Origin of the sequence: Micromonospora sp. DT231, assembly GCF_049847025.1 — a bacterium.
GTDB lineage: Bacteria > Actinomycetota > Actinomycetes > Mycobacteriales > Micromonosporaceae > Micromonospora.
On the sequence record NZ_JBNCNO010000004.1, the window covers coordinates 559,090 to 584,033 of the forward strand.

Sequence of the window (24,944 nt, forward strand, 5' to 3'; positions counted from 1 at the left end):
GGCCGTGGCACCCCCAAACCGACCTCGGCGGACGTCGACACACCGCCTGCTCGGGACCCGGTCGGCGCGGGCGCGGACCCGGCCCACCCAGCGATCAGGCCTCGGTCGTCGGACGTCCCGCCGGGCCGTAGAGCCGTTCGCGGGCCTCCTGCGGCAGCGAGCACGCCGCCGTGCCGCCCGGCATGCGGTGCCGGTTGCGCGCCACCCAGCGGTACACCGGCCACGCCGCCGCACGCACCGGTGGAAACCGCAGGCCCGCCCCGGCAATCCGCCAGACCGGGCCGCTGTCGGCGAGCAGCTTCGCGATGGCATCCGGGCCGGCGGCACGTACGCCGTCCGCTCCGACCCACTGCACGGCCTCATCGCACTGGGCCACGGTGAGGCCGAGCGCGTCCAGGTCGGAGAACTGCCAGGGCACCACCCGCGCGCCCGTGGGAATCCGGCGAGCGATGAACTCGGCGCACTGCGTACAGAACGCGCAGTCCCCGTCGTAGACGAATGTCGACGTCTCCATGCCGTCCATCCTCCCCTCTCCGACCACCCGAACGACCACGGGTGTACGGCGGGTCACTTGCACTCCACTCGTACGCGTGTTCGAATAGTGGACATGCGCTGGGACAACCTCACCGCTCCCCCGGTCGAGGGAGACCCCGAGCGGGCAGCGCCAGCGACGCCACCCCTGCCGCTGGCGCTGCCCGGCGCCATCGCCCGCACCTTCGACACTCCCGAGTTCGCCGGGATGACCTTCTACGAGGTGCAGGCCAAGTCGATCCTCAACCGGGTGCCCGGGCAGTCCCGCGTCCCGTTCGAGTGGACAATCAACCCATACAGGGGCTGCTCTCATGCCTGCCGCTATTGTTTCGCGAGAAATACTCATACTTATCTCGATCTTGACGCCGGTGCGGACTTCGACCGGAAGGTGATCGTCAAGGTCAACGCCGGCGAGCTGGTCCGGCGCGAGTTGGCCGCGCCGCGCTGGCGGGGCGCGCACGTGGCGATGGGCACCAACGTGGACTGCTACCAGCGCGCCGAGGGGCGCTACCGGCTGATGCCGCAGATCATCGCGGCCCTACGGGACTTCGCGAACCCGTTCTCGATCCTCACCAAGGGCACGCTGATCCTGCGGGACCTGCCCCTGCTGCGGCAGGCCGCCGAGGTCACCACCGTGGGCATCTCCTTCTCGGTGGGGTTCGTCGACGAGCAGCTCTGGCGCACCGTCGAGCCGGGCACACCGCATCCACGCCGCCGGCTGGACGCGGTCCGGGCACTCGCCGACGCCGGCTTCTCCGTCGGAGTGCTGATGGCCCCGATCCTGCCCGGCCTCAGCGACAGCGACGAGTCGATCGACGCCACCGTGTCCGCCATCGCCGCCGCCGGCGCGACGAGCGTGACCGCCCTGCCCCTGCACCTGCGCTCCGGTGCCCGGGAGTGGTACGCGCACTGGCTCGCCCGGGAGCACCCGCACCTCGTGCCCCGCTATCGCGAGCTCTACCGGGCTGGCGCGTACGCCCCGCAGGCGTACCAGCGGGAGCTGACCGCCCGGGTGCGGATCGCGTCCCGCAGGCACGGGCTGCACCGGGGCGAACGAGGCGACAATCGCAGCCTGCCCGAGCCGCCCGCACCGCCGGCCTCCGAACAGCTCACCCTGCTGTAGGCGGAGCTACAGTCGGCGGGTGCGTACCGCCTCGCAGATCCTCGCCGACTCCGCCGTGATCGCCGTCGTGGGCGCGTCCCGCGACCCGTCGAAGGCCGCGCACGGCGTGCCGTTGCAGATGCAGCGGTACGGCTGGCGCATCATCCCGGTCAACCCGACGGCCGACGAACTGTTCGGGGAACGGGCGTACCGGTCGCTTGCCGACATCCCGCATCCCGTCGACCTGGTGGACGTGTTCCGGCCGGCGGCCGACGCCGTGCAGGTGGTCCGGGACGCGGCGGCGATCGGCGCACCGGCGGTCTGGCTGCAACTGGGCATCGTCTCGGCCGAGGCGCGGCGGATCGCCGAAGAGGCCGGCATGGACTACGTCGAAGACCGCTGCCTCATCGTCGAACGCGCCGCCGCCAACCTAACCCGCCTCACCTGACCCACCCACCCCGCCCCGCCCCGCTCCCACCCCGTCCCGCGAGGGCGTTGATCATGAGGTTATTGCCACGACACGCCGATCGGAGTGGCAATAACCTCATGATCAACGGGGCGAGGCGGGCGGGGCGGGGCGGGGCGGGTCAGGGGCAGGGCGGGCGGGGCAGGGCGGGGGTGGGTTTGGCGGGGTGGGGTCGTACCGTGCGGGTGTGTTTATGTCGCTGCGTCGCGTGCCTTCGCGGCACGACGGGCTCTGGCCTCGTCGGTTTCTGGCACTGATCGTCGCGGCGCTGGTGGTGGGGGCGGTGGCCGGCGCGTTGGTCCGGGTGCCGCGGGAGGACTCCGCCTCGATCAGCATGGTTGTCTGGCTGAGCCTCGGCGTTCGTTGGCTGACCGGACGGTGGTGGCCGCCGCGAGACGGGCACCTTCGCTGGCGGGAGCGGGTCGCCGGCCTGGACGGGGTCGAACCCGGCCTGGTGGCACGCCGTTCACTCGCCGGCTGGGTCGATCTGGCGGCAGAGTGGTTCGTGCTGCTCGTGGTCGCGGTAGGCCTGCTGCTCAGTCTGCCCGAGCAGGGCCGGTGGGTCGACGTCGTCCGGCCGCTGCTCGCCGTCGGTGTCGCGGCCTGGCTGGGTTGGACGGTGTACGCGCAGGTGCGGTTCACGGGTCAGCTCGCGTTGACGCCCAGCGCCATCCGGCACGGCCGGCAGGTTCTCGAGTGGACGAACATCGACCGGGTCAGCCCGCATCGGCGCGACGGTCGGCTCAACGGTGTCCGGTTGCGGCCCGCGGTCTGGCGGTCGCTGCGACCCGCCCCGGTGGTCGGCGGCCGGGACACGGCGGTGCCGGAGGACCGGCTGATCGCCGCGATCGAAGAGTACCGGCACCGGCCGCAGGACCTGGCCGGCGGATCAGAGCTTGTACTCCTTGAGTAGGCCCCGAGAGATGATCGTCTTCTGGATCTCCGAGGTGCCCTCGCCGATGAGCAGGAACGGGGCCTCCCGCATCAGCCGCTCGATCTCGTACTCCTTGGAGTAGCCGTAGCCGCCGTGGATGCGGAACGCCTCCTGGACGACCTCGGCGCAGTATTCGGAGGCGAGCAGCTTGGCCATCCCGGCCTCGACGTCGTTGCGCTGGCCGGCGTCCTTGAGGCGGGCCGCGTTGACCATGAGAGCGTGGGCGGCCTCGATCTTCGTGCCCATCTCGGCGAGCTTGAAGGCGATCGCCTGGTGCTTGGCGAGCGGCTGGCCGAACGTCTTGCGCTGCTGCGCGTAGCTGACCGCCAGCTCGAAGGCGCGGATGGAGATGCCGCAGGCGCGGGCGGCCACGTTGACCCGGCCCACCTCGATGCCGTCCATCATCTGATAGAAGCCGCGGCCCACCTGGTCGGCGCCGCCGAGGATCGTGGAGTCGGGCACGGTCACCCCGTCGAGGATCATCTCGGTGGTCTCGACGCCCTTGTAGCCCATCTTTTCGATCTTGCCGGGGATGGTGAGGCCGGGGGCGGTCTCGCCGAAGCCCGGTTCCTTCTCCAGCAGGAAGGTGCTCATGTTGCCGTACACCGAGTCGGCGCCGGTGTCGGTCTTGACCAGGGTGGCCACCACCGAGGAGTACGCCCCGTTGGTGAGCCACATCTTCTGCCCGTTGAGCACGTAGTTGTCGCCGTCGCGCACCGCGCGGGACGTGATCGCGGAGACGTCGGAGCCGGTCTCCGGCTCGGACATGGAGAACGCGCCGCGCACCTCGCCGGTGGCCATCTTCGGCAACAGCCGGGCCTTCTGCTCGGTGGAGCCGTGCTGGGAGATCAGGTACGCCACGATGAAGTGGGTGTTGACGATGCCGGAGATCGACATCCAGCCCCGGGACAGCTGCTCCACCACGAGCGCGTAGGTGAGCAGCGACTCGCCCAGCCCACCGTGTTCCTCGTCGATGGTGAGGCCGAAGAGCCCCATCTCGCGCATGCCGTCGAGGATGTCGGTGGGGTACTCGTCGGCGTGCTCCAGCCGCTGCGCGTGCGGGATGATCTCCTTGTCGGCGAAGTCCCGAACGGTCTCCAGGATCGACGTCTGCACATCGGTCAGGCCGGGCGTCTGGGCGAGTCGGGCCATCTCAGCCTCCGGGGATCCGCGCACTACTCGTGGGTAACTGAACGCTGGGTAAGTATCGGCCTCCCGGACCGACGAGGCCAAGGTGACCAGTCCACACAACCGCTGTGAAAAGGTTCACCGCTGCGGGTAGCGTCCGGCAAGAGGGACTTTTCCGGCACCGGCAGGAGGAGGACAGCGCGTGAGCCACCCGCCGCCGTCGGGACCACCAGCAGACGAGCAACCGCCGTCGCCCTACGAGCCACCCCGGGACCAGTCGCCCTACGCGCCACCGCCGGCCGGCCAGCCGCCGTACGCGCCCCAGCCCGACCAGCCGGCGTTCGAGCTGCCGTCGGAACGTTCACCGTACGGACCGCCTTCGGACGAGCCATCGCCGTACGGGCAGCAGCAGGGGCCGCACCAGTCGGGGCACTGGACGCAGCAGCCGGCGTATCCCCCGCAGGGCCCCTACGCCCAGTACGGCCCGCCGCCGTCCGGACCGGGTCGGGGCACGAACGTGCTGGCGATCCTGTCGCTGGTCTTCGCCTTCGTGTTTCCACCGGCCGGCGCGGTGCTCGGCCACCTGGCGAAGCGGCAGATCCGCACCAGCGGCGAGGAGGGCGACCAACTCGCCACCTGGGGGCTGATCCTCGGGTACGTGTTCACCGGAGTCACCGTGCTGGCCTGCTGCGGCTGGCTGGCCCTGGTGGCCTTCGCCAACACCGGCGACAACGGGAGCTACTGACCCGCCGCGCCGGTCAGCGGAACCGGGCCTCGCGGACGCTGTTGCCGCCGTCCACCACGAGCATCTGACCGGTGATGTACGAGGCGGCCGGCGAGCAGAGGAAGCTGATCGCGGCGGCGACCTCGTCCGGGGTGCCCGGTCGACCGACCGGGGTGCCCAGCCCCTGCTTGATCTCGGCCATCGTGGACGCCGCGGTGTAGATGGTGCCGGGCGCCACCGCGTTGACCGTCACCCCATCCGCGATCATCTCCATGGCCAGCGCCCGGGTCAGCCCGACGACCCCGGCCTTCGCCGCGGCGTACGCGGCCTCGGTGGGCAGGGCGTTGACCGGGCCGGCGGTGGCCGACAGGTTGACGATCCGGCCCCAGCCCCGCTCGGCCATCCCCCCGATGAACGCCCGACTGCACAAAAACGCGGTGGACAGGTTGCGGTCGATCTCACCGCGCCACTCGTCGTAGGTCAGCTGCGCGACCGGCCGCAGCACCCCCTGGCTGGCTCGACTGGCCAGGCCGGCGTTGTTGACAAGCACCTCGACGTCGCCCAACTGCTCGGCGACCGCGTCGGCCAGCGCGCCGACCTCGGACTCGTCGGTGAGATCCGCGACGAAGCCGGTCACCCCCAGCTCGGTCGCCCGTTCGTGGATGCGCCGGGTGGTGGAGACGATGGCCACGCGCGCGCCCAGGTCGGCGAGCCGCCGGGCGGTGGCGTACCCGATGCCGTCCGGGCTGCCTGCCCCGGTCACCAGGGCGACCCGCCCGTCGAGGCGCATGGTCACCGGGTCGGCGAGCGCGACCGGCTCGTCCGGGCCGGGGCTGCCCGCCGGGGTGGCCGCGCGGGCACGCCGGGCCCCACCCGGGCGGCTGACGTCCCGTCTGGGTCGGCTGCCGGAACGGTCCGCGGCGCGCGCGTCGAATGCCATGCCAGGATCCTGCCCGTTAGGACCGGTCCGAGCAACGCGGCACCCGGTAGTGGGGGCGTCGGGTTTGGGTTGTGCTGGCTACCCTGACAGCGCATCCCGACCTGACGGAGAGAGCTCGCATGACCAACCCCCCGCCGCCCGGCAACTGGTCCGACCCCACCTGGTCGGCCCAGCCGTCGAGCCCCGCACCGGATCCGACCCTCGTGGCCGGTCAGCCGGTGCCCGCCCAACCCGGCCCGGTCGACCCGTACGCGCCGGTCGACCCCTACGCGCCGGTGGACCCGTACGCCGGGGGGCAACCGCTGAAGGGCCAGCCGATGCCCGGTTACGGCACGCCCGGCTACCCGCCGCCCGGCTATCCGCCGCAGTACCCCGGCTACGGCTACCCGCAGAAGACCAACGGCATGGCGATCGCGGCGCTTGTGCTCGCGCTCGTCGGCATCGCGTCCTGCGTCACCGCGCCGGTCGGCGCGATCCTCGGCCACGTGGCGCAGAAACAGATCCGCCTCAGCGGCGAGGGCGGCGCGGGGATGGCGAAGGCCGCCATCATCGTCGGCTGGATCCTCACCGGGCTGCTCGGACTGCTGATCCTCTTCTACGTCGGCGCGATCATCTTCGCGGTCGCCATGGGCGCGAGCAGCGACAACAGCTACTGACCCACGGGCGGGGTCGGCGTACCGCCGACTGTCGGGCCGGAACGACAGCCGGCGGCGGTCGTCCCGGCCCGAGGTGTCACTCGGCCGGTGGGGTGAACGACGAGGTACGGCTCATCCCGGCGGCCCGGCCCTTGGCGGCGATCACGAGCGCCATCTTGCGGGAGGCCTCGTCGATCATCTCGTCACCGAGCATCACCGCGCCCAGCTTGCCGCCGGCCTCCGAGGTGTAGTGCTCGTACGCGTCGAGGATCAGCTCGGCGTGGTCGTAGTCGGACTGCGCCGGCTGGTAGACCTCGTTCGCGGCGTCGATCTGACCCGGGTGCAGCACCCACTTGCCGTCGAAGCCCAGCGCCGCCGAGCGCTTGGCCACCGCGCGGAACCCGTCGACGTCCCGGATCTGCAGGAAAGGGCCGTCGATGGCCTGCAGGTCGTGCATCCGGGCGGCCATCAGGATCCGCATCAGGATGTAGTGGTACGGGTCGCCCGGATAGTCCGGGATCAGGCCGCCGACCACCATCGACCGCATGTTTATCGACGCCATGAAGTCGGCCGGGCCGAAGATGATGGTCTCCACGCGCGGCGAGGCGGCGGCGATCGCGTCCACGTTGACCAGACCGGCGGCGTTCTCGATCTGCGCCTCGATGCCGATCCGGCCGACCTCCAGGCCGAGCGTCTTCTCGATCTGGGTGAGCAGCAGGTCCAGCCAGTGCACCTGCTCGGCGGTCTGCACCTTCGGCAGCATGACGCAGTCCAGGTTCGCGCCGGCGCCCTCGACGACCTCGATGACGTCCCGGTAGGTCCACGGGGTGGTCAGGTCGTTGACCCGGACGACCCGGGTCTTGCCGGCCCAGTCACCCTCGTTGAGCGCGGCCACGATGTTCTTGCGCGCGTCCGGCTTGGCCAGCGGCGCGACGGCGTCCTCCAGGTCCAGGAAGACCTGGTCGGCAGGCAGCCCCTGCGCCTTGCCGAGCATCTTGACACTCGAACCCGGCACGGCGAGGCACGACCTACGGGGACGACCGACTGCGGCCATGGATGCGCTCCTTCCAGCGTCCGGCGGGCCTGCCGACGCCACCCGCGGAAAACTTAACGATCCCAAAGGGCGTTGTGACGCCACGGTAACCTCGCGCCATGACCGGGGTGAATGGACCTGTGGAAGATCTCACTGGGCGTCGACTGGTGGTGGTGACCGGGGCCAGTTCCGGCATCGGCCTGGCCGCCGCCGTGCACCTGGCCTGCCGCGGTGACCAGGTGGTGCTGGTCGGGCGGGACCCGGCCCGCCTACAGGCCGCAGCCGTTCGGGTACGGGAGACCTCGGGCGCGCGTCCGGAGCTGTTCCGGGCCGACTTCGCCAGCCTCGACGACGTGCGCCGACTGGCCGAGCAACTCCGGGCCGCGTACGACCGGATCGACGTGCTCGCCAACAACGCCGGCGCGATCGCGTTGCAACCACTGAGCACCGTCGACGGCTTCGAGATGTCGATCCAGGCCAACCACCTGGCCCCGTTCCTGCTCACCAACCTGCTCGCCGACCGGCTGGGCCGGATCGTGGTGACCGCCTCCGGCGCACACCGCTTCGGCAGCCTCGACCCGGGCGACCTGAACGCCCCGCTGCGCGGCTACCGCCCGCTGGGCGCGTACGGCACCAGCAAGCAGGCGAACATCCTGTTCACCGCCGAGGCGGCGCGGCGCTGGCCGGCCATTCCCGCGTACAGCTTCCACCCGGGGGTGGTCCGCACCCGGTTCGCGAACGACAGCAGGATCGTGGCGTTCGGCATGCGGGTCATGCCGTTCCGCACCCCGGAGAAGGCCGCCGAAACCCTTGTGTGGTTGTCCAACCAGGACCGTTCCCGGCTGGTGGACGGCGCCTACTACATCGACCGCCGGGTGCGTCGCCCGTACCGGAAGGCAGTTGATCCACAACTCGCCGCCCGGCTGTGGGAGGCGAGCGCCAAGGCCGTCGGTCTCGACTAGGGCGTCTGTCAAAGTCCTCGGTCGAGCCTGGGCTCCGCCGCAGGCCGGCCAGGGGCTTTGACAGATGCCCTAACGTGGCCGGCATGCTGACACTCGTCGCGCTCGTCGAGTTTCCCGTCGGCGGCGAGGACGCCGGGCGGCGGTACGAGAACGCCGTGTTGGCCCTGCTCGGGCGGCACGGCGGCCGCCTGGAACGCCGGTTGCGCAGCACCGACGGGCAGACCGAGGTGCACGTGATCACCTTCGAGGATCGGGCCGGCTACGAGTCCCTCCTCGCCGACCCGGACCGGGCCGCGCTGCGCGCCGCCCTCGGCGACACCGCCCCGGCCACCCGGGTCATCGAGGTGCACGAGGTCTGACCTTCCGCGGCGGCGGTCGCCCCGGCGTTCGGCGCCGGAGCTTCGACCGAGAAAGAGCCACCGATTCTCCGGCAATCTTGGACAGTTTCCGTTAGCTAACGGGAAGTGTCCAAGATTGCCTCAGCAACACGCGCCCGCGAAGGTGCGGACCTGTAGAGGCCGTCAGTCGTGCAGCGGGGTCGGGTCGGCCGGCAGCGCGGTCGGCGCGACCCGGCGAGCGGCCCGACCACCGCCGAGCACCACCACCGCCACCCCGACCAGCAGCAGCGCCATCCCGACAAGCGCGTACGGGCGGGGTAGCTGACCCAGCCACGCCCAGCCGAGCAGGGCCGCGCCGGGAGCTTCCAGCAGGATCAGCACGCTCACCGTGGTCGCCGAGATCTTCCGCAGGGCGTAGTTGAACATCGAGTGCCCGAGCAACTGGGCACCGGCAACCAGGGCCAGGATGGCCAGCCAGGTTCGCCCGTCGAACCCGGTGAGCCGTACGCCGCCGACCAGGCACACGAGCAGCAGGATCAGCGCGCAGATCCCGTAGCAGATGGTGGTGTAGGTAGTGGTGCTGATGCTGGCGCGGGCCCGCTCGCCGAAGGCGGTGTAGCCGGCCGCGAAGACGCCGCCGGTCAGCGCCAGCACGTCACCGAGGACTGCCGTGCCGGAGACACCCACGTCCGTCCCGGTGGTGATCGCCGCGCCGCCGACCGCCACCGCGATGCCGATCCACACCACCCGGGGCAACCGACGCCCCTGGACGCGGGCGATCAGCCCCTGCCAGACCGGTTGCGTGGCGACCAGCGCCGTGGACGTGGCGACCGAGGTGAGCTGGGCGCTCGGCACCCAGGTGGCGAAGTGCCCGGCGAGGGCGACCCCGGCCAGGACGCAGAACAGGCCCTCGCGCCGCCCCGCCCCCACGGTCAGCCTGCGGAACTCGGCGCGGCGCCGGGCCAGCGAGAAGGGGCTCAGCACGGCCACCGCGAGCAGGTTGCGCCAGAACGCGATGGCGAGCGCGGGAGCGGCCGCGTACGCGATCAGCGGCGCGGACGACGACACGGCGACCACGGCCAGGCCGACCGCGCCGGTGGTCAGCAGGTCCGGGGACGGGCGGTGCGGAGGTGGGGACACGGGACGTAATCCTCACACGTATGACGGACGACACGGACCGTCATCGCTCCGTTACGATCACGCGGGTCCCGCCGGCGACCCCCGACCGCCCGGAGGCGTCCCCATGCCCAGCTACCAGGCGGTGTTGTTCGACTTCTTCGGCACCCTCACCCGTCCGGTGCAGCGTGGTGTCGCGCACGTCGGCACCGCCGAGTTGCTCGGCTGCCCCACCGACACCCTCACCGAGGTGCTGAACCGCACCTACTACGAGCGGGCCACCGGCCGACTCGGCAACGCGGAGGCGACCCTGCGTTGGGTGTGCGCCCAGGCCGGCGTACACCCCAGCGACCACGCCGTGCGGGCGGCCGTGGCGTCCCGGCACCGGGCGGTACGCGCCGACACCTGGCTACGGGCCGAGGCCGTGCCCGTCCTGGCGGCCCTGCGCCAACGCGGCCTGCGGACCGGCGTGATCAGCGACTGTACGCACGAGTTGCCTGCCTTCCTGCCACAACTCGCCGTCGCCCCGCTGCTCGACGTGCGGGTCTTCTCGGTGCAGGTGGGGCACTGCAAGCCGGATCCCGTGCTCTACCTGACCGCCTGCCAGCGGCTCGGGCTCGTACCCGCCGACTGCCTGTATGTCGGTGACGGCGGCAGCCAGGAGCTGACCGGCGCCGAGCGGGCCGGGATGACCGCCGTCCGACTCGCCGCGCCGGACCTGGCCACACACCTGGTGTTCAACGCCGACCTGGACTGGCGAGGCCCCACGCTCACCGCACTGGGTGAGGTGCTCACCCTTGTCGACGGCTACGTCGACGTGGTCCCGGCCGGCTGACCCCAGCAGCGGCGGCGGCCTGGGTGGCGGACGGGCTCAAGCAGAGCGGCGGCAGCCGGTGCGCGGGGCGCAAGCGGCGGCGGCCCACTCGCGGGCGGTCGCCGTCAGCGGCGGCGGACCCGGTGCAGGCGGAACGGTTTGCGGGTGGCCCGGACCGCCGGGGTGGCCCGGGGTGACTCGGCCTGCGCGTCGGCGGGCAGGTCCGTGCCGGCCAGCGGCGTACCGGCCGGGGCGAGTCGGTTCACCGCGCACCCCTCGCTCGCCCAGCGGGCCACCAGGTCGGCGGTCGGACCCGGCGCGTTGAGGCGCTTCGCGGCGACCAGCGGCGCGGCGGTGTCCCACGCCTCGGTGCCCGGCCGCACCCGGCTCACCCGGGCCGGCCAGGTGACGATCCGACCACCGTGATCGCCGCGCAGGGTGACCTGCGCCTCGGTCGCGTCGGCCAGACCCGGCGCGGCCTGCTCACCCGGCCCGGACACCACGAGCAGCGCGCCCTCCAACGGGGCGCACCAGAGCGCGAGCGCCGGCCCGCCGGACACGCTGACCCAGCACACGGCGGCCTTCTTCATCGCCTCGTCGACAAGCGGTGTGCTGCCCCCGGGGGCGTCCTCGTCCGTCACACCCGCATCCTCCCCCATCGGCACCTCCGCTCAACCCACGAAGGGCGGGACGGCGATCTCGCCCCGGGCCACCGGCATCACCTGACCGGCGACCGTCGCCCCGACCGCCACCCCGTTCGCCGCGGTGACCGTGCAGGCCAGCGCGGACGGGCGGTGCATCTCCACACCCTGACGCACCGCGTACTCCGACCGCCCCACGCCGGGCAGCAGCCCGGACGCCACCAGCCAGACACCGAGGCCGAGCGCCGCCGAGCCGGTCGCCGGGTCCTCCGGGACACCCATCCCCGGCACGAACACCCGGGCGTGCGCGGTTTGCGCGGCGGCGTCCCAGGAGAAGACGCTCACGTGCGACACCCCGTACCGCTGCGCCGCCGTCGCGTCCACCCGGGCGCGGGCCACCGACTCCGGACGCACCGGCAGGTACGGGAACTCCAGCCCGCAGCCCGCGACGCGCGGGGCAGGCCCGACGTGGTCGTCCGCGGTCAACCCGGCGATCTCCAGCAACGGCTCCGGATCCAACTCCGGGCCGAGGGTCGGGCTGCCGCCGGTAAGCGTCGCCCCGGTCGCGGTCACCTCGATCGGCAGCACCCCGGCGTGGCACTCCTGGGTGACCTGCCCCACACCGAACATGCCCCGCCGGCTCGCGGTGACCGCCGCGCCGACGCTCGGGTGCCCGGCGAACGGCAACTCCTCGACCGGCGTGAAGATCCTGGCCCGGTAGGTGGCGCCGACCTGGGTGGGAGGCAGCACGAACACCGTCTCGGAGAGGTTGAACTCCAACGCGAGCGCCTGCATCTGCTCGGTGGCCAGCGCTTCCGCGCCGAACACCACGGCCAGCGGGTTGCCGGCGAAGGGGCGGTCGGTGAAGACGTCCACGATCTCGTAGGCCAAGGTCGACATGTTGATAAACACTAGGCGCTTAGGCTGGTGCCCGTGAGCACGCCGACCCGGGTCTACATCGCCCGTCTCGCCGGAGTCGCCGTCTTCGACCCGAACGGCGATCAGGTGGGGCGGGTTCGCGACGCCGTGGCCCGGCTCCGGGCGACCAAGCGTCCTCCGGAGGTGGTGGGTCTCGTCGCCGAGATGCCGATGCGTCGCCGGATCTTCCTGTCCATCAACCGGATCACCTCCATCGACGCGGACGCGGTCGTGCTCGGCTCCGGCACCCTCAACCTGCGCCGGTTCGAGAAGCGCCCGAACGAGCTGCTGGTCCTCCAGGAACTGCTCGACCGTCGGGTGCAACTCGACCCGGGCGGCCAACCCGGCGCGGTCGTGGACGTCGCGATGGAGTGCACCAGGGGTGGTGAGTGGTCGCTGACCCGTGTCGCCGTACGCGAGCAGACCGGTCGGCTCAGCCGCCGCGGCCACCTGCACCAGGTCGAGTGGGACCGGGTGCGCGGGCTCAGTGGCATCGCCGACAACCGGGGTACGGCGAACCTGCTCGCCGTCCTGGAGGACATGCGCCCCGCCGACCTCGCCAACGCGCTTCAGGACCTGCCCGACGCACGGCGCAACGAGGTCGCTGCCGCGCTTGACGACGAGCGGCTGGCCGACGTGCTCAGCGAGCTGCCGGAGCACGACCAGGTGGAGATCCTCGCCGCACTGGACCGGGAACGGGCCGCGGACGTGCTGGAGGAGATGGACCCGGACGACGCGGCGGACCTGCTCAACGAGCTGCCCCCACCGGAGCAGGACGTGCTGCTGGACCTGATGGAGCCGGACGAGGCCGACCCGGTGCGTCAGCTCCTGAAGTACACGCCCGGAACGGCGGGCAGTGTGATGACCTCGGAGCCGGTCATCCTCCCGCCGGACGCCACAGTCGCCGAGGCGCTGGCCCGGATCCGGGAGCCGCAGCTCTCCCCCGCCGTCGCCGCGCAGGTCTTCGTGACCCGGGCGCCACAGAACACCCCGACCGGCCGCTACCTGGGCATGGTGCACTTCCAGGCGCTGCTCCGCGAACCGCCTGCCGACCTGCTGGGCAAGGTGGTGGTCAACGACATCGACCCGCTGCGCCCGACCACCCCGCTGCCGGAGATCACCCGTCGGATGGCCACCTACGACCTGGTCGCCATGCCGGTGATCGACCGGAGCAACCGGCTGGTCGGCGCCGTGACGGTGGACGACGTGCTGGACCACTCGCTGCCCCGGGACTGGCGGGACCGCGACGCCCTGGTCGCCCCGGGCACCACCGACGCCACGCTGGACGGCGCGGATGGCTGAGCGGCGGCGCAACGAACGGCTCGACCAACCGCGCGAGCCCCGGGGCATCAAGCTGCCCCGGTTCGACGCGGAGGCGTTCGGCAGGTGGTCGGAGGGCATCGCCCGGGGCATGGGCACCGCGAACTTCATCGTCGTCATGACGGTGGTGATCACGATCTGGTTCGTCTGGAACACGTTGGCTCCGGCGGATCTGCGCTTCGACCCGTACACCTTCACGTTCTTGACCCTGGTGTTGTCGTTGCAGGCCAGCTATGCGGCGCCGCTGATCCTGCTGGCCCAGAACCGGCAGGCCGACCGCGACCGGGTGGCCCTGGAGGAGGACCGGCGGCGCGCCACCGCGCAGAAGGCGGACACCGAGTACCTGGCCCGGGAGATCGCGGCACTGCGGATCGCGTTGGGTGAGGTGGCGACCCGCGACTTCCTCCGCTCCGAGCTGACCCGGCTGGCCGAGGAGCTGGACGAGGCGGGGCAGCGCCGGCAACGGCTGGAACGCCGCCAGCAGGACCGGGACAGCCGGCAGGAGAAGCGGAGCCACCGGCCGACCGACGGTGTCGGACTGGACGAACCCCGTGACGACCTGGACGGCGACTTCACCCGGGACGCCCGGCCGGACGGCACCGGCCCGCGCCGGTCAGAGGGCTGACCAACGGGTCATCGATTGGCTCACACCGCACCGGGCAGCGGGGGCAGCGGATGCCCCGCGACGTAGCATTGCGGGCATGTCAGCACCCGTGAGCACCGTCGAGGACGCGATCCAGGCCGCCCTGGCCACCGTCAACGACCCGGAGATCCGCCGGCCCATCACCGAGTTGGGCATGGTCCGCTCCGCCACGATCGCTGCCAGCGGCGTCGTCCGTGTCGAGCTGCTGCTCACCGTCGCCGGCTGCCCGCTCAAGGACAAGCTGCGTACGGACATCACCACCGCGGTCGCAGCGGTGCCCGGCGTGACCGGTGTGGAGATCGATTTCGGGGTGATGACCCCCGAGCAGCGGCAGTCGTTGCAGTCGCAGCTGCGCGGCGGGGGTGCCACCGAGGAGCCGGTCATCCCGTTCGCGCAGCCCGGCTCGCGCACCCGGGTCTACGCGGTGGCCAGCGGCAAGGGTGGCGTCGGCAAGTCCAGCGTCACGGTCAACCTGGCGGCGGCGCTCGCCGCGCGCGGGCTCTCCGTCGGCGTGGTCGACGCGGACATCTACGGCCACTCGGTGCCCCGGATGCTCGGCACGGAGGCCCGGCCCACCCGCGTCGAGGACATGATCATGCCGCCGCAGTCGCACGGCGTGAAGGTCATCTCCATCGGCATGTTCACCTCCGGCAACGCCGCCGTGGTGTGGCGCGGCCCGATGCTGCACCGGGCGTTGCAGCAGTTCCTGGCCGACGTCTACTGGGGCGACCTGGACGTGCTCCTGCTCGACCTCCCCCCGGGCACGGGCGACGTGGCCATCTCGCTGGCCCAACTGCTCCCCAACTCGGAGATCCTGATCGTCACCACCCCGCAGACCGCCGCCGCCGAGGTGGCCGAGCGGGCCGGTGCGATCGCCCTGCAGACCCACCAGCGGGTGGTGGGCGTCATCGAGAACATGTCCTGGCTGGAGCTCCCGGACGGCTCCCGGATGGAGATCTTCGGTGCCGGCGGTGGCACGGCCGTCGCCGAGTCGCTGAGCCGGACCATCGGCGCTCAGGTGCCGCTGCTCGGTCAGATCCCGCTGGACACCCGGGTCCGCGAGGCCGGCGACGCGGGCAACCCGATCGTGCTGGCCGAGCCGGAGTCCCCGGCCGCGCAGGCCCTCGGCGCGGTCGCCGACCGGCTCGCGCTGCGCCGCGAGTCGCTGCTCGGCAAGCCGCTCGGCCTCAAGCCCGCCGGCCGCTGACCACCCCGACCACCGTCAGCCCGTCGGCCGCTGCTGGCCGGCGGGCTGAGTCGTGTCGGTGGGTGGCCCCGCGGCCGGCGCAGCGCACGGGGCCGGCACAGCCCGTGGCCGGCACAGCCGCGCGGCCGGCACAGCTCCGTGGCCCGCACAGCCCCGTGGCGGCACAGCCGCGTGGTCAACTCGGGTTTCCGGAAGTCGGGGCATCCTGGGCTGGTTGAAAGGCCGACTCCCTGGAAACCGAGTCGATCAAGGTAGATGCCGGGGCGAGCGCGGACCAAGCCGGGCGAGCGCGGACCAAGCCGGGCGAGCGCGGACCAAGCCGGGCGAGCGCGGACCAAGCCGGGTGGCGGGTTGGTCAGGTGGCGTCGTCGTAGCTGGGGCGGGGCGCCGGGGCGGCGGTGCTGCTGGTGGCAGTGCTGCTGGGGGCCGCACTGCTGGGGGCCGTGCCGGACCGGGTCCCGTTCGAGCGCAGGTCCGCGGCGTTTGCCACGTCCTTCAGCTCCTCGTGCACGCCGCCGACGTCCGCACGCAGGTTGTCGTAGACGCCCTGCAGCGGCTTGCGGATCGCCGCCTCGTCCTCCTCGCTGAGGAGGTGCTTGCGGATGAAGGCCTTCGGGTGCAGGTCCTCCAGCTGGATGTCGGTGCCCAGCTCACGACTGAGGTCACCGGTGGCGTTACGGGCCATGTTGCGCAGGTTGCGCACCAGCCGCAGGCCGTCGTTGATGACTGTCGGCAGCTTGTCACCGAAGATCAACAGCGCCAGGAGCAGCAGCGCACCGATCTCCCACCAGTTCAGGTTGTCGAGCATCCCGCAGGCCTCCTCTCCGCGTCAGCAGCAAGACTACGCACGTCGGACGGCGTCCGGGCAAGGGGTGAGCGATGTTCACTTCGCGTCCGCGGCGAGAGTTACCGAGGTGTTCTGCCGGGTGGAGCCCCGTCGAAACTCGACAGATACCACCGAGCCGGGCGCGAACTTGCGAACCAGCGCGGTCAGGTCTGTCGGCTCGGTCATCGGCCGCCCATTGATCTTGAGGATGACGTCACCGACCTTCAACCCGGCGCTGTCCGCCGGGCCGGACGGCTCCACCTCCGCCAGCCGCAGGCCACCGCCGACGACACCCGCCGGGCCGTCCGCCCGGGCGCCGATCACCGTACGCCGGGCCTTGCCGGTGCCGATGATGTCCTGGGTCACCCGCTTGGCCTGGTTGATCGGGATGGCGAAGGCGAGCCCGATGTTGCCCGCCTCCTGCCCCTCGGCGACGAGTGACTTGATCGTCGAGTTCACGCCGACCACCCGTCCGTCGCCGTCGACCAACGGCCCGCCCGAGTTGCCGTGGTTGACGGCCGCGTCGGTCTGGATGGCCGCGTAGTAGCGGATCGGGCCACCCGGCTCACCTGCCTGCATCGTCCGGTCCAGGGCACTCACGATGCCGGCGGTGACCGTGTTGGCCAGCGACAGCGGCGAGCCGATGGCGAGCACCGGGTCACCGACGGCCAGGGCGTCGGAATCGCCGAACTCCACAGGTCGCAGCCCGCTACGACTCACCTTGATCACCGCGATGTCCGACTCCGAATCCTGACCGACGATTGTCGCCGGCGCGGTGCTGCCGTCGTTGAAGACCACCGAGGCCTTGCCGGCGCCACCGGCCACCACATGGTCGTTGGTGATCACATGGCCGTCGGCGGTGGCGACGAAGCCGGAGCCCTCGCTGGTCCCGCCGAGGCTGCTCACCCGGACGGTGACCACGCTGGGCAGGACACGTTCGGCGACACCGGCCAGCGACTCCGGTTTGCGCTGGGCCAGCGCCGGCGCCTCCGCCGGCGCACCGCCGAGCACCACCCCACCAGCTCCGCCGCGGACCGCGAACGCGTACCCCATCGCCCCACCGAGGGTGCCGGCCAGCAGCGCGCTGAGCACGGGAATGAGCAACAGCTGGCGAAGCGTCGGCCGACCCGGCGCGTCCGGGTCGGTGACCGGCTCGGGCTCGGAACCGGCCGCCACGACCCCCGGCACCACCACCGCGGTCGGCGCCGCCGGGTCCCGCCAGGGATCGGCGAGCGCATCCGACCACCAGGGCGACGCCCCGGCCGTGCCGGGCCCGCCCGCCACCGGTGCCGGTGCCGGCCAACTCGACGACGGCCGCACCGGCGGCACACCCGCCACGGGTGGCGCCGGCGGATACCCGGCGGCCGGTACGCCACCCGGCGGGCCCACAGGCGTACTGCCCGGCGGCACCACGGCAGGCGAGTTGCCGGCCCCCGGCATGGTTGGCGATCCCACCGGCGGGACCTCTGCCCCGGGCGGTCGCGCCGAAGCCGGAGTCTCACCGCCCCGGCGCCAGTCCCAACCGTCGGTCACGTCGGTGCCTCCCAGTCCGTCCCCGGATCCCGCGCCGCGTCGCCCGGCCACGGGCCGGTTCGGTCGCGGCTGACGGGATACCGCTTCCAGGATTGCACGGATGCGCGCGGTGGAGTCAGCGGTTGCCCCGGTGATCGCTTCCGGCGGAGGCCCGGCTGCGCCCCCTGGCGGTCGCCTCTACGCTCACAGTGCCAACCCGCCCCCGCACCACGCACCGCCCCCGGAGGTGCCCCATCGCCACGGTCGCCGGTACCGGCAGTTCGACGGCACAGGCTCAGCAGTTCGCCGAGTCGTACGTCACCGAGGATCTCGTCCTGCGCACCGCCCGCAGCCTGGCCCTGGAGGTGGGCCTCGACGCGGTCACCCCCGGCGCGGGAGCGGCGTTGCGGCTGCTGGCCGCCGCCGGCAACGCCCGTGCGGTGGTGGAGATCGGCACCGGCACCGGAGTGAGCGGGGTGTGGTTGCTGCGCGGCATGCGCGCCGACGGTGTGCTCACCACAATCGACGTGGAGGTGGAGCATCAGCGGATCGCCCGGCGGATCTTCGCCGAGGCGGGCTTCGCGGCCGGCCGTACGCGGATCATCACCGGGCGCGCGCTCGACGTGCTGCCCCGGCTCGCCGACGGCGCGTACGACCTGGTCTTCGTGGACGCGGAGGCGACCGGCTTCCATGCCTGCGTGGAAGCCGCACTGCGGCTGTTGCGCCCGGGCGGTGTGCTCGCGCTCAACGGCGTGTTGGCCGGCGGCCGGATCGGCGACCCGGCCGCCCGGGACGCGGAGACGGTGACGGTCCGCGAGACGATCAAAGCGGTCCGGGAGTCGGAGCACTGGATCCCCGCGCTGCTTCCGGTCGGGCACGGGGTGCTCGCCGCGGTGAAGTGCTGACCTGGGCTAGTCGACGCTGGCCAGCCAGCGCAGCAGCCAGCGCACGCCCCAGCCGGTGGCGCCGCGGCTGACCTCGTCCTGGTCGCCGTCCGCCCAGGACGGGGCCGACATGTCCAGGTGCAGCCAGCGGTCCCGTAGTTCGCCGGTGAACTCGCGCAGGTAGAGCGCGGCCAGCACCGAGCCGGCGCCCTGTGCCGGCGCGCTGTAGAGGTCGGCGATGTCGCTGCCCAGGTATTCCGCGTAGTCGTTGTGCAGTGGCATCCGCCAGGCCGACTCGCCGGCCGCAGCGGTCGCGGCCAGCACGTCGGCGGCCAGTTGGTCGTTCTCGCTGTACAGGGCGGCGGTGCGCTTGCCCAGCGCCACGGCGTTGGCGCCGGTGAGGGTGGCGAGGTCGAGCAGCAGGTCCGGTTTGAGCTGCTGCACCGCGTACGCCAGGGCGTCGGCGAGGACCAGTCGGCCCTCGGCGTCGGAGTTCGTCGTCTCGCTCGTCGTTCCGCCGTAGTGCCGGATGACGTCGCCGGGGCGGAACGCCGAGCCGCTGACCATGTTCTCGGCGAGCGGGGTGAGCGTGGTGATCCGGACCGGGAGCCGCAGGGCGGCGGCGCCGAGGGTGGCGGCGACGACCGCGGCCGCGCCGGCCATGTCCTTGCGCATCAGTTTCATCGCCGGCACCGGCTTGATCGAGATGCCGCCGGTGTCGAAGGTGATGCCCTTGCCGACCAGCACCACGTGGGTACGCGCGTCGGCGGGGTGCCAGTCCAGCTCGACCAGCCGGGGGCCACTGGCCGAGCCAGCGCCCACGGCGAGGATCCCGCCGAAGCCCTCGGCGGCCAACTCGGCCGGGCCACGGACCCGCAGTCGCAGGTCCGGCAGGTCGGCGGCGGCGGACGCCACCTGGTCGGCGAACCACTGCGGGGTCTTCACCGAGGACGGGGTGTTGGTCAGGTCACGGGCGAGATGGGTCATCGCCGCCGTGGTGCGGGCCGTGGCGACGGTGGCCTCGAACGTGGCCGGGTCGGCGAGCAGCAGGTCGACGCCGTCGAGCGTCGGCGTGTCGCCGGCCTCGGTCAGCCGGTACCGGTACGGGGCGAGCAGCAGCCCCTCGGTCAACCCGCGCACCGCGGCCGGAGTCAGCTCGGTCGGCAACGCGATGGTGATATGCGTCTCATTCGCTGCGGAGCGGGCCAGGGCCGCTCCGGCCGTCCGCCAGGCCGCCTCGCCGCCGTCGCCGATGCCGAGCAGCAGGAGCCGGCCGGGGGTACGTCCGGGGCGCAGCTGGGTGTGGATCTCGCCTGATCGGCCGTTCAGTCGGGCCGCCGACACCAGCGCGGCCGCCTCGTCGGCCGTGTCGTCCGGCGGGGTCGCAGCGGTCGACACGGGCTCGGCCGGGGCGTCATCTCCGGCTGCCGGACCGGCGGGACGGACAGGCAGGACGAGGACGTCGAGCCGGTCGGGCTCGGCGATCAGACGGATGGCGAGCACGCGGAACCGTACCTCCAGGAAAGTGTCGCGGAGCGGAACTCAGGCCGCCTGCCCGCGGTGATGAAGACCCTGAGCCACCGGTACCACCGGTGGCTCAGGGCCGCAGAACGCTCCGGGCGGCGGAAGCCGCCCGGACCACTCCTTACTCAGCCGGCCGCCGCCTTCAACGCGTCACCGAGCGCGTTGGCCTCGTCGGGAGTCATCTCGACGACGAGCCGGCCACCGCCCTCCAGCGGGACCCGCATGACGATGCCCCGCCCCTCCTTGGTGACTTCCAGCGGACCGTCGCCCGTCCGCGGCTTCATCGCCGCCATGTTGTCTCCCCTCAGACCTACACCAGGGTCGGTGGGTTGCCCCACAGCCACTTCGTCACGACCACCCGCAACGGTCGCGGGGGTGTCGACTGACGATTTTCCCTGATGAACACCGCCGGACCCAAACCGGAGCAGCATTGATGTAACAGCATCTAGCTTATCTTGAGAAGGCCTGTCACAATGTGCGGTCATGCAGGCACGGTCGGCACTCTTCGACCTGTACGGCGACCACCTCCGGCCGAGGGGTGGCCGCGCACCGGTTGCTGCCCTGGTCAAGCTACTGGCGCCGCTGGGAATCGCACCGCCAGCAGTTCGCACCGCCGTGTCCCGGATGGTGCGACAGGGCTGGCTCGAACCGCTCCGGTTGATCTCCGGGCCGGGATATTCGATCACACCGAAAGCCGCCCGGCGACTCGACGAGGCGGCGTCCCGGATCTACCGGACCGGCCGGGTCACCTGGGACGGCCGGTTCGATCTGCTGGTGTTGGAGGCCCCGGGCTCCCGACGGGACCGCCAGCGGCTCGCCTCGAACCTGAGCTTCCTCGGCTACGGCACGCTCGACGAGCAGACCTGGGTCGCCACCCGTCCCGCCGACGACGTCGACCTGATCCTCGCCGAGGCCGGCATCCGGTTCGAGCGGTTCACCGCCTCGCACTTCGCCGGCACCCCCGGCGCGATGGGCGTGGTCCGGCGAGCCTGGAACCTGACCGAGATCGGCCGTGCCTACGAGCAGTTCGTCGCGGACCAGCGCCCACTGCTCTCCGCCGTCACCGTGCGCAGCAGCGACGAGGAGGCGTACGCGACCCGGTTCCGGCTGGTGCACGCGTGGCGTACGTTCCTCTTCCGGGACCCGCAGCTACCCCCGGCGCTGCTGCCCGAACGCTGGCCCGGCACCGCCGCGGCCAGCTTCTTCGACCGGCACGCGGCCCGCCTGCGTCCGGCTGCGGACCGGTACGTCGAACAGTGCCTCGACGCCGGCAACCGCCTCGTCCGACAGAAGGGTCGTTAGACACGTGACCGAGCCGCTGCTGGTCGACCGGACCGACGCCGTCGTCACCCTCACGCTGAACCGGGCGAACGCGATGAACGCGCTCGACGTGGCGCTGAAGGAGGCCCTGCGGGACGCCCTGGCGGAGTTGGAGACCGACAGGTCCTGCCGGGCTGTCGTGCTGGCCGGGGCGGGCGGATCGTTCAGCGCCGGTCAGGACCTGCGCGAGCACGTGTCGACGCTGGAGAACTCCGTGAGTGATCCCCTGGGCACCGTGCGGACCCACTACAACCCGATCGCCGCCCGGCTCGCCAACCTGCCCAAGCCGGTGGTCGCCGCGGTCCGTGGCATGGCCGCCGGCGCGGGCGCGTCGCTCGCCTTCCTCGCCGACATCCGCATCGGTGGCCCGACCACCAGCTTCCTGATGGCCTTCGCCAAGGTCGGCCTCGCCGCCGACACCGGCGCCTCCTGGACCCTGCCCCGGCTGGTCGGCCACGCCAAGGCGGTGGAGCTGCTGATGCTGGCCGAGCCCGTACGCGCCGAGGAGGCCTGCCGGATCGGCCTGCTCAACCGCCTGGTGGAGGACGACGAGCTGGTGTTGCCGACCGCCCAGGAGCTGGCCGCTCGCCTCGCCGCCGGCCCGACGGTCGCCTACGGGGCGATCAAGCGGCAGCTCTCCATCGCCGACGCCGGCACCCTCGCCGACGCCCTCGCGGCCGAGGCGCAGGCCCAGTCGATCTGCGGCGCCACCGCCGACCACCGGGCGGCCACGTTCGCCTTCGTCGGCAAGCAGAAACCGGTCTTCGAGGGACGCTGAACGCGATTCGCACGCCACCCTTACCGTCCTCGAACACCAGACGCCTAGCGTCGGCGTCCATGAGCGATCGTGAAGCGGTGGCGCACCTGCTGCGCCGGGCCACCTTCGGGCCGACCGCAGACGAGGTGGACGCCGCCGAGCGCGCCGGGCCGGCGGCCACCCTGGACAACCTGCTCACCCCCACCCGGGCCGACCGTGGCGCGGCGGCCACCCCGCCGCCGGCGCTGGCCCCGGATCCGTACGCCCAGCTGACCAAGGACTCCACCCGCGAGCAGCGGCAGCAGGCCAACGCCGAGCGGCGCAAGCAGCTCCAGCAGGTCACCGGCTGGTGGCTGGACCGGATGGTGGCCGCCGAGGACGGGCTGACCGAGAAGCTGCTCTTCTTCTGGCACGGGCACTGGGCGACGAGCGCGCAGAAGGTCAAGTCGGCACGTGTGATGCAGGGCCAACTGGACACGCTGCGCCGGCACGCACGCGGGCCACTCGCCCCACTCGTCGCCGCGATGGTGCGCGACCCCGCCCTGATCATCTGGCTGGACGGGCAGAAGAACACCCGCAAGGCGCCGAACGAGAACCTGGCCCGCGAGCTGATGGAGTTGTTCACCCTCGGCATCGGCGCCTACTCGGAGGCGGACGTGAAGGCCGGCGCGCGCGCCCTGACCGGCTGGGTGGTCGACAGACGTACCGGGGTGGCCCACTTCGAGGCCAAACGACACGACCCCGGCGAGAAGACGATTCTCGGGCAGAGCGGCCGGTTCGACGCCGAGGCGTACGCCGGGCTGCTGGCCGCCCAACCCGCGGCGGCGACGTTCGTGGCCGGGCGGCTCTGGTTCCGTTACGCCGGCACCGACGTCCCGGCGCCGGCGGGCCTGTCCGGAGCGGACACCGTCGCGACCCTGCGGGCGATCTTCTCGGCGCCGGCCTTCGCCCAGACCCGGGGCACGCTCGTCAAACAGCCGGTGGAGTGGCTGGTCGGCGCGCTGCGGCAGCTGGGTATCCGACCCTCCGCCCTGCCCGAGCAGCAACACAAACAACTGCTGGCCGGCCTGAACGCGCTGGACCAGGTGCCGCTGCGACCGCCAAGCGTCGGCGGCTGGCCGGCCGGAGCCGCCTGGCTGACCACCTCGTCGTTGCAGGCGCGGCTGCGGACGGCCGGGACCCTCGCCGCCGCGGTGAACCCGGCGGTGCTGGCCCGGCTGACCGCCGCGCCCACCGCCGGCCGACCGGACGCGCTGGCGAGACTGCTGGTGGTGGACGGCTGGAGCGCGCGTACCCGCGCCGCCCTCACCCCGCTGGCCGGCGAGCCCCGCAAGCTGCTGGCCGCCGGCCTGGTCAGCCCCGAATACACAGTCAGCTGAGCGGAGGAGTCGACATGGACACCCAGACCCGACGCAGGTTCCTGCTGACCAGCGGGGTGGTCGGCGCGGGCGCGCTGGCCGCCGGCGCCGGCGCGTACCGCCTGCGGGACCTGCTGGACACCAGCGGCGACCGTGATCCACAGGCTCGCACGCTGGTGCTGGTGACCCTCTACGGCGGCAACGACGGGCTCAACACGGTCATCCCGTACGCCGATCCGGCCTACCGGGCGGCCCGCCCCGAGCTGGCCTACCCGGACTCCGAGGTGCTGCGGTTGGACGACGGCTTCGGCCTCAACCCGGCACTGGCCGGCCTGCACCGGCGCTGGTCCGACGGCGGGCTGGCGATCGTGCGCGGGGTCGGCTACCCGAAGCCGGACCGCAGCCACTTCCGGTCGATGGACATCTGGCACACCGCACAGCCGGACCGGCCGGGCAACACCGGTTGGCTGGGCCGTTGGCTGGACTCCGCAGGTGGCGACCCCCGGCTGGCGGTCTCCTTCGAACCGGCGCTGCCGCCGCTGCTGGCCGGGGCGCGGAGCGCGGGCGCGGCCGTGCCGGTGACCGACCGGAAGGCCGCCAAGGGCCTGCCGGCGGAGACACTCACCGCGCTCGCCGCCGCCGAGGCGGGTGAGTCGGCGGCCCGCGGCCGGGCCGCCGCCTGCTTCGCCGACCTGCGGTCGGTGGACGAGATGATCCGCCAGGTACGCGACTCCGCCGACCCCGACGCGGCGGACCCGGACGGGGAACAGGCGCCCGCGACGGCGACCGGTGGGGCACGCACGCCGCTGGACGCGCAGTTGGACCTGGTCGCGCAGTGCGTCGAGGCGGGAGTGTCCACCCGGGCCTTCTCGGTGTCGCTCGGCGGCTTCGACACGCACGCCGACGAGAAGCAGTTGCAGGCCGTCCTGCTGGGTCAGCTGGACCGGGCGCTGACCGGGTTCGCCGACCGGATGAGCCGCACCGAGGCGGGCCGGAAGGTGGTGGTGGCGGTCTACTCCGAGTTCGGCCGCCGCGTCCGGGCCAACGCCTCGGACGGCACCGACCACGGCACCGCCTCGGACGTCCTGCTGCTGGGCGCCGGCGTACGCGGCGGCTGGCACGGCGCGCCGCCGAGCCTCACCGATCTCGACGACGGCGACCTGAAATTCACCACCGACTTCCGGGACGTCTACGCCACGCTGCTGGAACGGGTGCTGGACACCGACCCGGGCCCGGTGCTCGCCGACTGGCGGGGACGCCTCGACAAGCTGTTCTAGATGGTCGACGACGACGTGTTCTCGCCGGGACCGG

The 24,944-nt window shown here is 72.4% G+C and carries 27 protein-coding genes; 16 read left to right on the top strand and 11 right to left on the bottom strand.

From position 1 onward, the window contains the following. Positions 1-94 precede the first annotated feature (94 nt). A complete protein-coding gene (locus ACPXBU_RS13995) occupies positions 95-514 on the bottom strand; it encodes a thiol-disulfide oxidoreductase DCC family protein (protein WP_425758311.1) in 420 nt (139 codons plus the stop codon). 93 nt (positions 515-607) lie between these two features. On the opposite strand from ACPXBU_RS13995, the gene ACPXBU_RS14000 reads away from it, so the two are divergent. The 3 genes from ACPXBU_RS14000 to ACPXBU_RS14010 all read left to right on the top strand — a co-directional run bounded on the left by ACPXBU_RS14000 (position 608) and on the right by ACPXBU_RS14010 (position 3,012). Next, the gene (locus ACPXBU_RS14000) at positions 608-1,654 is read left to right on the top strand and encodes an Rv2578c family radical SAM protein (protein WP_425758312.1); all 1,047 of its coding nucleotides are present in this window, start codon (positions 608-610) and stop codon (positions 1,652-1,654) included. A 19-nt stretch (positions 1,655-1,673) separates the two neighbouring features. Then, a complete protein-coding gene (locus tag ACPXBU_RS14005; protein WP_393366109.1) occupies positions 1,674-2,081 on the top strand; it encodes a CoA-binding protein in 408 nt (135 codons plus the stop codon). 211 nt (positions 2,082-2,292) lie between these two features. Then, positions 2,293-3,012 carry a hypothetical protein gene (locus tag ACPXBU_RS14010; protein WP_425758313.1) on the top strand — a complete coding sequence of 240 codons (720 nt, stop codon included), beginning with the start codon at positions 2,293-2,295 and terminating at the stop codon, positions 3,010-3,012. Here ACPXBU_RS14010 and ACPXBU_RS14015 read toward each other — a convergent pair. After that, entirely contained in the window at positions 2,989-4,185 is a 1,197-nt protein-coding gene (locus ACPXBU_RS14015; protein WP_425758314.1) for an acyl-CoA dehydrogenase family protein, read from the bottom strand. The genes ACPXBU_RS14010 and ACPXBU_RS14015 overlap by 24 nt on opposite strands. Before the next feature lie 178 nt (positions 4,186-4,363). Here ACPXBU_RS14015 and ACPXBU_RS14020 point away from each other — a divergent pair, with 178 nt between their 5' ends. Further along, positions 4,364-4,906 (top strand): DUF4190 domain-containing protein, encoded by a 543-nt coding sequence (locus ACPXBU_RS14020; RefSeq protein ID WP_425758315.1) that lies wholly within the window; start codon positions 4,364-4,366, stop codon positions 4,904-4,906. A 13-nt stretch (positions 4,907-4,919) separates the two neighbouring features. Here ACPXBU_RS14020 and ACPXBU_RS14025 read toward each other — a convergent pair whose 3' ends face one another. Further along, a complete protein-coding gene (locus ACPXBU_RS14025) occupies positions 4,920-5,825 on the bottom strand; it encodes an SDR family NAD(P)-dependent oxidoreductase (RefSeq protein WP_357241149.1) in 906 nt (301 codons plus the stop codon). A 119-nt stretch (positions 5,826-5,944) separates the two neighbouring features. On the opposite strand from ACPXBU_RS14025, the gene ACPXBU_RS14030 reads away from it, so the two are divergent. Continuing rightward, positions 5,945-6,481 (top strand): DUF4190 domain-containing protein, encoded by a 537-nt coding sequence (locus ACPXBU_RS14030; RefSeq protein WP_393366103.1) that lies wholly within the window; start codon positions 5,945-5,947, stop codon positions 6,479-6,481. Between the two features lie 76 nt (positions 6,482-6,557). Here ACPXBU_RS14030 and ACPXBU_RS14035 read toward each other — a convergent pair whose 3' ends face one another. Next, positions 6,558-7,514 (bottom strand): HpcH/HpaI aldolase/citrate lyase family protein, encoded by a 957-nt coding sequence (locus tag ACPXBU_RS14035; protein WP_425758316.1) that lies wholly within the window; start codon positions 7,512-7,514, stop codon positions 6,558-6,560. Between the two features lie 119 nt (positions 7,515-7,633). Here ACPXBU_RS14035 and ACPXBU_RS14040 point away from each other — a divergent pair, with 119 nt between their 5' ends. Both ACPXBU_RS14040 and ACPXBU_RS14045 read left to right on the top strand, forming a co-directional pair. After that, positions 7,634-8,455 carry an SDR family NAD(P)-dependent oxidoreductase gene (locus ACPXBU_RS14040; RefSeq protein WP_425758377.1) on the top strand — a complete coding sequence of 274 codons (822 nt, stop codon included), beginning with the start codon at positions 7,634-7,636 and terminating at the stop codon, positions 8,453-8,455. Positions 8,456-8,538: 83 nt separating this feature from the next. Beyond that, positions 8,539-8,814, top strand: coding sequence for a hypothetical protein (locus ACPXBU_RS14045; RefSeq protein WP_393366099.1), 276 nt, complete (start codon positions 8,539-8,541; stop codon positions 8,812-8,814). Between the two features lie 162 nt (positions 8,815-8,976). Here the strand turns inward: ACPXBU_RS14045 and ACPXBU_RS14050 are convergent, their stop codons facing one another. After that, positions 8,977-9,933 (bottom strand): DMT family transporter, encoded by a 957-nt coding sequence (locus ACPXBU_RS14050; protein WP_425758317.1) that lies wholly within the window; start codon positions 9,931-9,933, stop codon positions 8,977-8,979. A gap of 103 nt (positions 9,934-10,036) precedes the next feature. On the opposite strand from ACPXBU_RS14050, the gene ACPXBU_RS14055 reads away from it, so the two are divergent. Beyond that, positions 10,037-10,744, top strand: coding sequence for an HAD family hydrolase (locus ACPXBU_RS14055; protein WP_393366094.1), 708 nt, complete (start codon positions 10,037-10,039; stop codon positions 10,742-10,744). Positions 10,745-10,848: 104 nt separating this feature from the next. Here the strand turns inward: ACPXBU_RS14055 and ACPXBU_RS14060 are convergent, their stop codons facing one another. Continuing rightward, positions 10,849-11,382, bottom strand: a complete 534-nt coding sequence (locus ACPXBU_RS14060; RefSeq protein WP_425758318.1) for a hypothetical protein — start codon at positions 11,380-11,382, stop codon at positions 10,849-10,851. Between the two features lie 12 nt (positions 11,383-11,394). Next, positions 11,395-12,264: a PhzF family phenazine biosynthesis protein gene (locus tag ACPXBU_RS14065; protein WP_425758319.1), complete on the bottom strand. Its 870-nt coding sequence runs from the start codon at positions 12,262-12,264 to the stop codon at positions 11,395-11,397. Positions 12,265-12,297: 33 nt separating this feature from the next. Between ACPXBU_RS14065 and ACPXBU_RS14070 the strand changes: the two genes are divergently transcribed. From ACPXBU_RS14070 to ACPXBU_RS14080, 3 genes are all read left to right on the top strand, one after another. Continuing rightward, positions 12,298-13,584, top strand: a complete 1,287-nt coding sequence (locus tag ACPXBU_RS14070; RefSeq protein ID WP_393366089.1) for a magnesium transporter MgtE N-terminal domain-containing protein — start codon at positions 12,298-12,300, stop codon at positions 13,582-13,584. Further along, positions 13,577-14,227, top strand: coding sequence for a DUF1003 domain-containing protein (locus ACPXBU_RS14075; RefSeq protein WP_425758320.1), 651 nt, complete (start codon positions 13,577-13,579; stop codon positions 14,225-14,227). The genes ACPXBU_RS14070 and ACPXBU_RS14075 overlap by 8 nt, the downstream gene beginning before the upstream one ends. 76 nt (positions 14,228-14,303) lie before the next feature. Then, positions 14,304-15,452 (top strand): Mrp/NBP35 family ATP-binding protein, encoded by a 1,149-nt coding sequence (locus tag ACPXBU_RS14080; protein ID WP_393366086.1) that lies wholly within the window; start codon positions 14,304-14,306, stop codon positions 15,450-15,452. A gap of 355 nt (positions 15,453-15,807) precedes the next feature. On the opposite strand, the gene ACPXBU_RS14085 is transcribed toward ACPXBU_RS14080, so the two are convergent. Both ACPXBU_RS14085 and ACPXBU_RS14090 read right to left on the bottom strand, forming a co-directional pair. Beyond that, positions 15,808-16,260, bottom strand: a complete 453-nt coding sequence (locus ACPXBU_RS14085) for a preprotein translocase subunit TatB (RefSeq protein ID WP_425758321.1) — start codon at positions 16,258-16,260, stop codon at positions 15,808-15,810. 75 nt (positions 16,261-16,335) lie between these two features. Beyond that, entirely contained in the window at positions 16,336-17,718 is a 1,383-nt protein-coding gene (locus ACPXBU_RS14090) for a S1C family serine protease (protein ID WP_425758378.1), read from the bottom strand. Positions 17,719-18,125: 407 nt separating this feature from the next. On the opposite strand from ACPXBU_RS14090, the gene ACPXBU_RS14095 reads away from it, so the two are divergent. Further along, positions 18,126-18,695, top strand: a complete 570-nt coding sequence (locus ACPXBU_RS14095; protein WP_393312754.1) for an O-methyltransferase — start codon at positions 18,126-18,128, stop codon at positions 18,693-18,695. A gap of 6 nt (positions 18,696-18,701) precedes the next feature. Here ACPXBU_RS14095 and ACPXBU_RS14100 read toward each other — a convergent pair whose 3' ends face one another. Both ACPXBU_RS14100 and ACPXBU_RS14105 read right to left on the bottom strand, forming a co-directional pair. Then, the gene (locus ACPXBU_RS14100; RefSeq protein WP_425758322.1) at positions 18,702-20,177 is read right to left on the bottom strand and encodes a leucyl aminopeptidase family protein; all 1,476 of its coding nucleotides are present in this window, start codon (positions 20,175-20,177) and stop codon (positions 18,702-18,704) included. Between the two features lie 146 nt (positions 20,178-20,323). Beyond that, positions 20,324-20,491, bottom strand: coding sequence for a DUF3117 domain-containing protein (locus ACPXBU_RS14105; protein WP_007455245.1), 168 nt, complete (start codon positions 20,489-20,491; stop codon positions 20,324-20,326). Between the two features lie 190 nt (positions 20,492-20,681). Between ACPXBU_RS14105 and ACPXBU_RS14110 the strand changes: the two genes are divergently transcribed. The 4 genes from ACPXBU_RS14110 to ACPXBU_RS14125 are packed head-to-tail and all read left to right on the top strand — an operon-like array spanning position 20,682 to position 24,910. Next, on the top strand, positions 20,682-21,500 hold the full coding sequence (locus tag ACPXBU_RS14110) for a PaaX family transcriptional regulator (RefSeq protein WP_393366081.1): 819 nt from the start codon (positions 20,682-20,684) through the stop codon (positions 21,498-21,500). 4 nt (positions 21,501-21,504) lie between these two features. Next, complete coding sequence (locus ACPXBU_RS14115; RefSeq protein ID WP_425758323.1) at positions 21,505-22,296, top strand: enoyl-CoA hydratase-related protein; 792 nt, start codon at positions 21,505-21,507, stop codon at positions 22,294-22,296. Positions 22,297-22,355: 59 nt separating this feature from the next. Further along, positions 22,356-23,654: a DUF1800 domain-containing protein gene (locus ACPXBU_RS14120; protein WP_425758324.1), complete on the top strand. Its 1,299-nt coding sequence runs from the start codon at positions 22,356-22,358 to the stop codon at positions 23,652-23,654. Positions 23,655-23,668: 14 nt separating this feature from the next. Beyond that, positions 23,669-24,910: a DUF1501 domain-containing protein gene (locus ACPXBU_RS14125; RefSeq protein ID WP_425758325.1), complete on the top strand. Its 1,242-nt coding sequence runs from the start codon at positions 23,669-23,671 to the stop codon at positions 24,908-24,910. Positions 24,911-24,944: the final 34 nt, after the last annotated feature.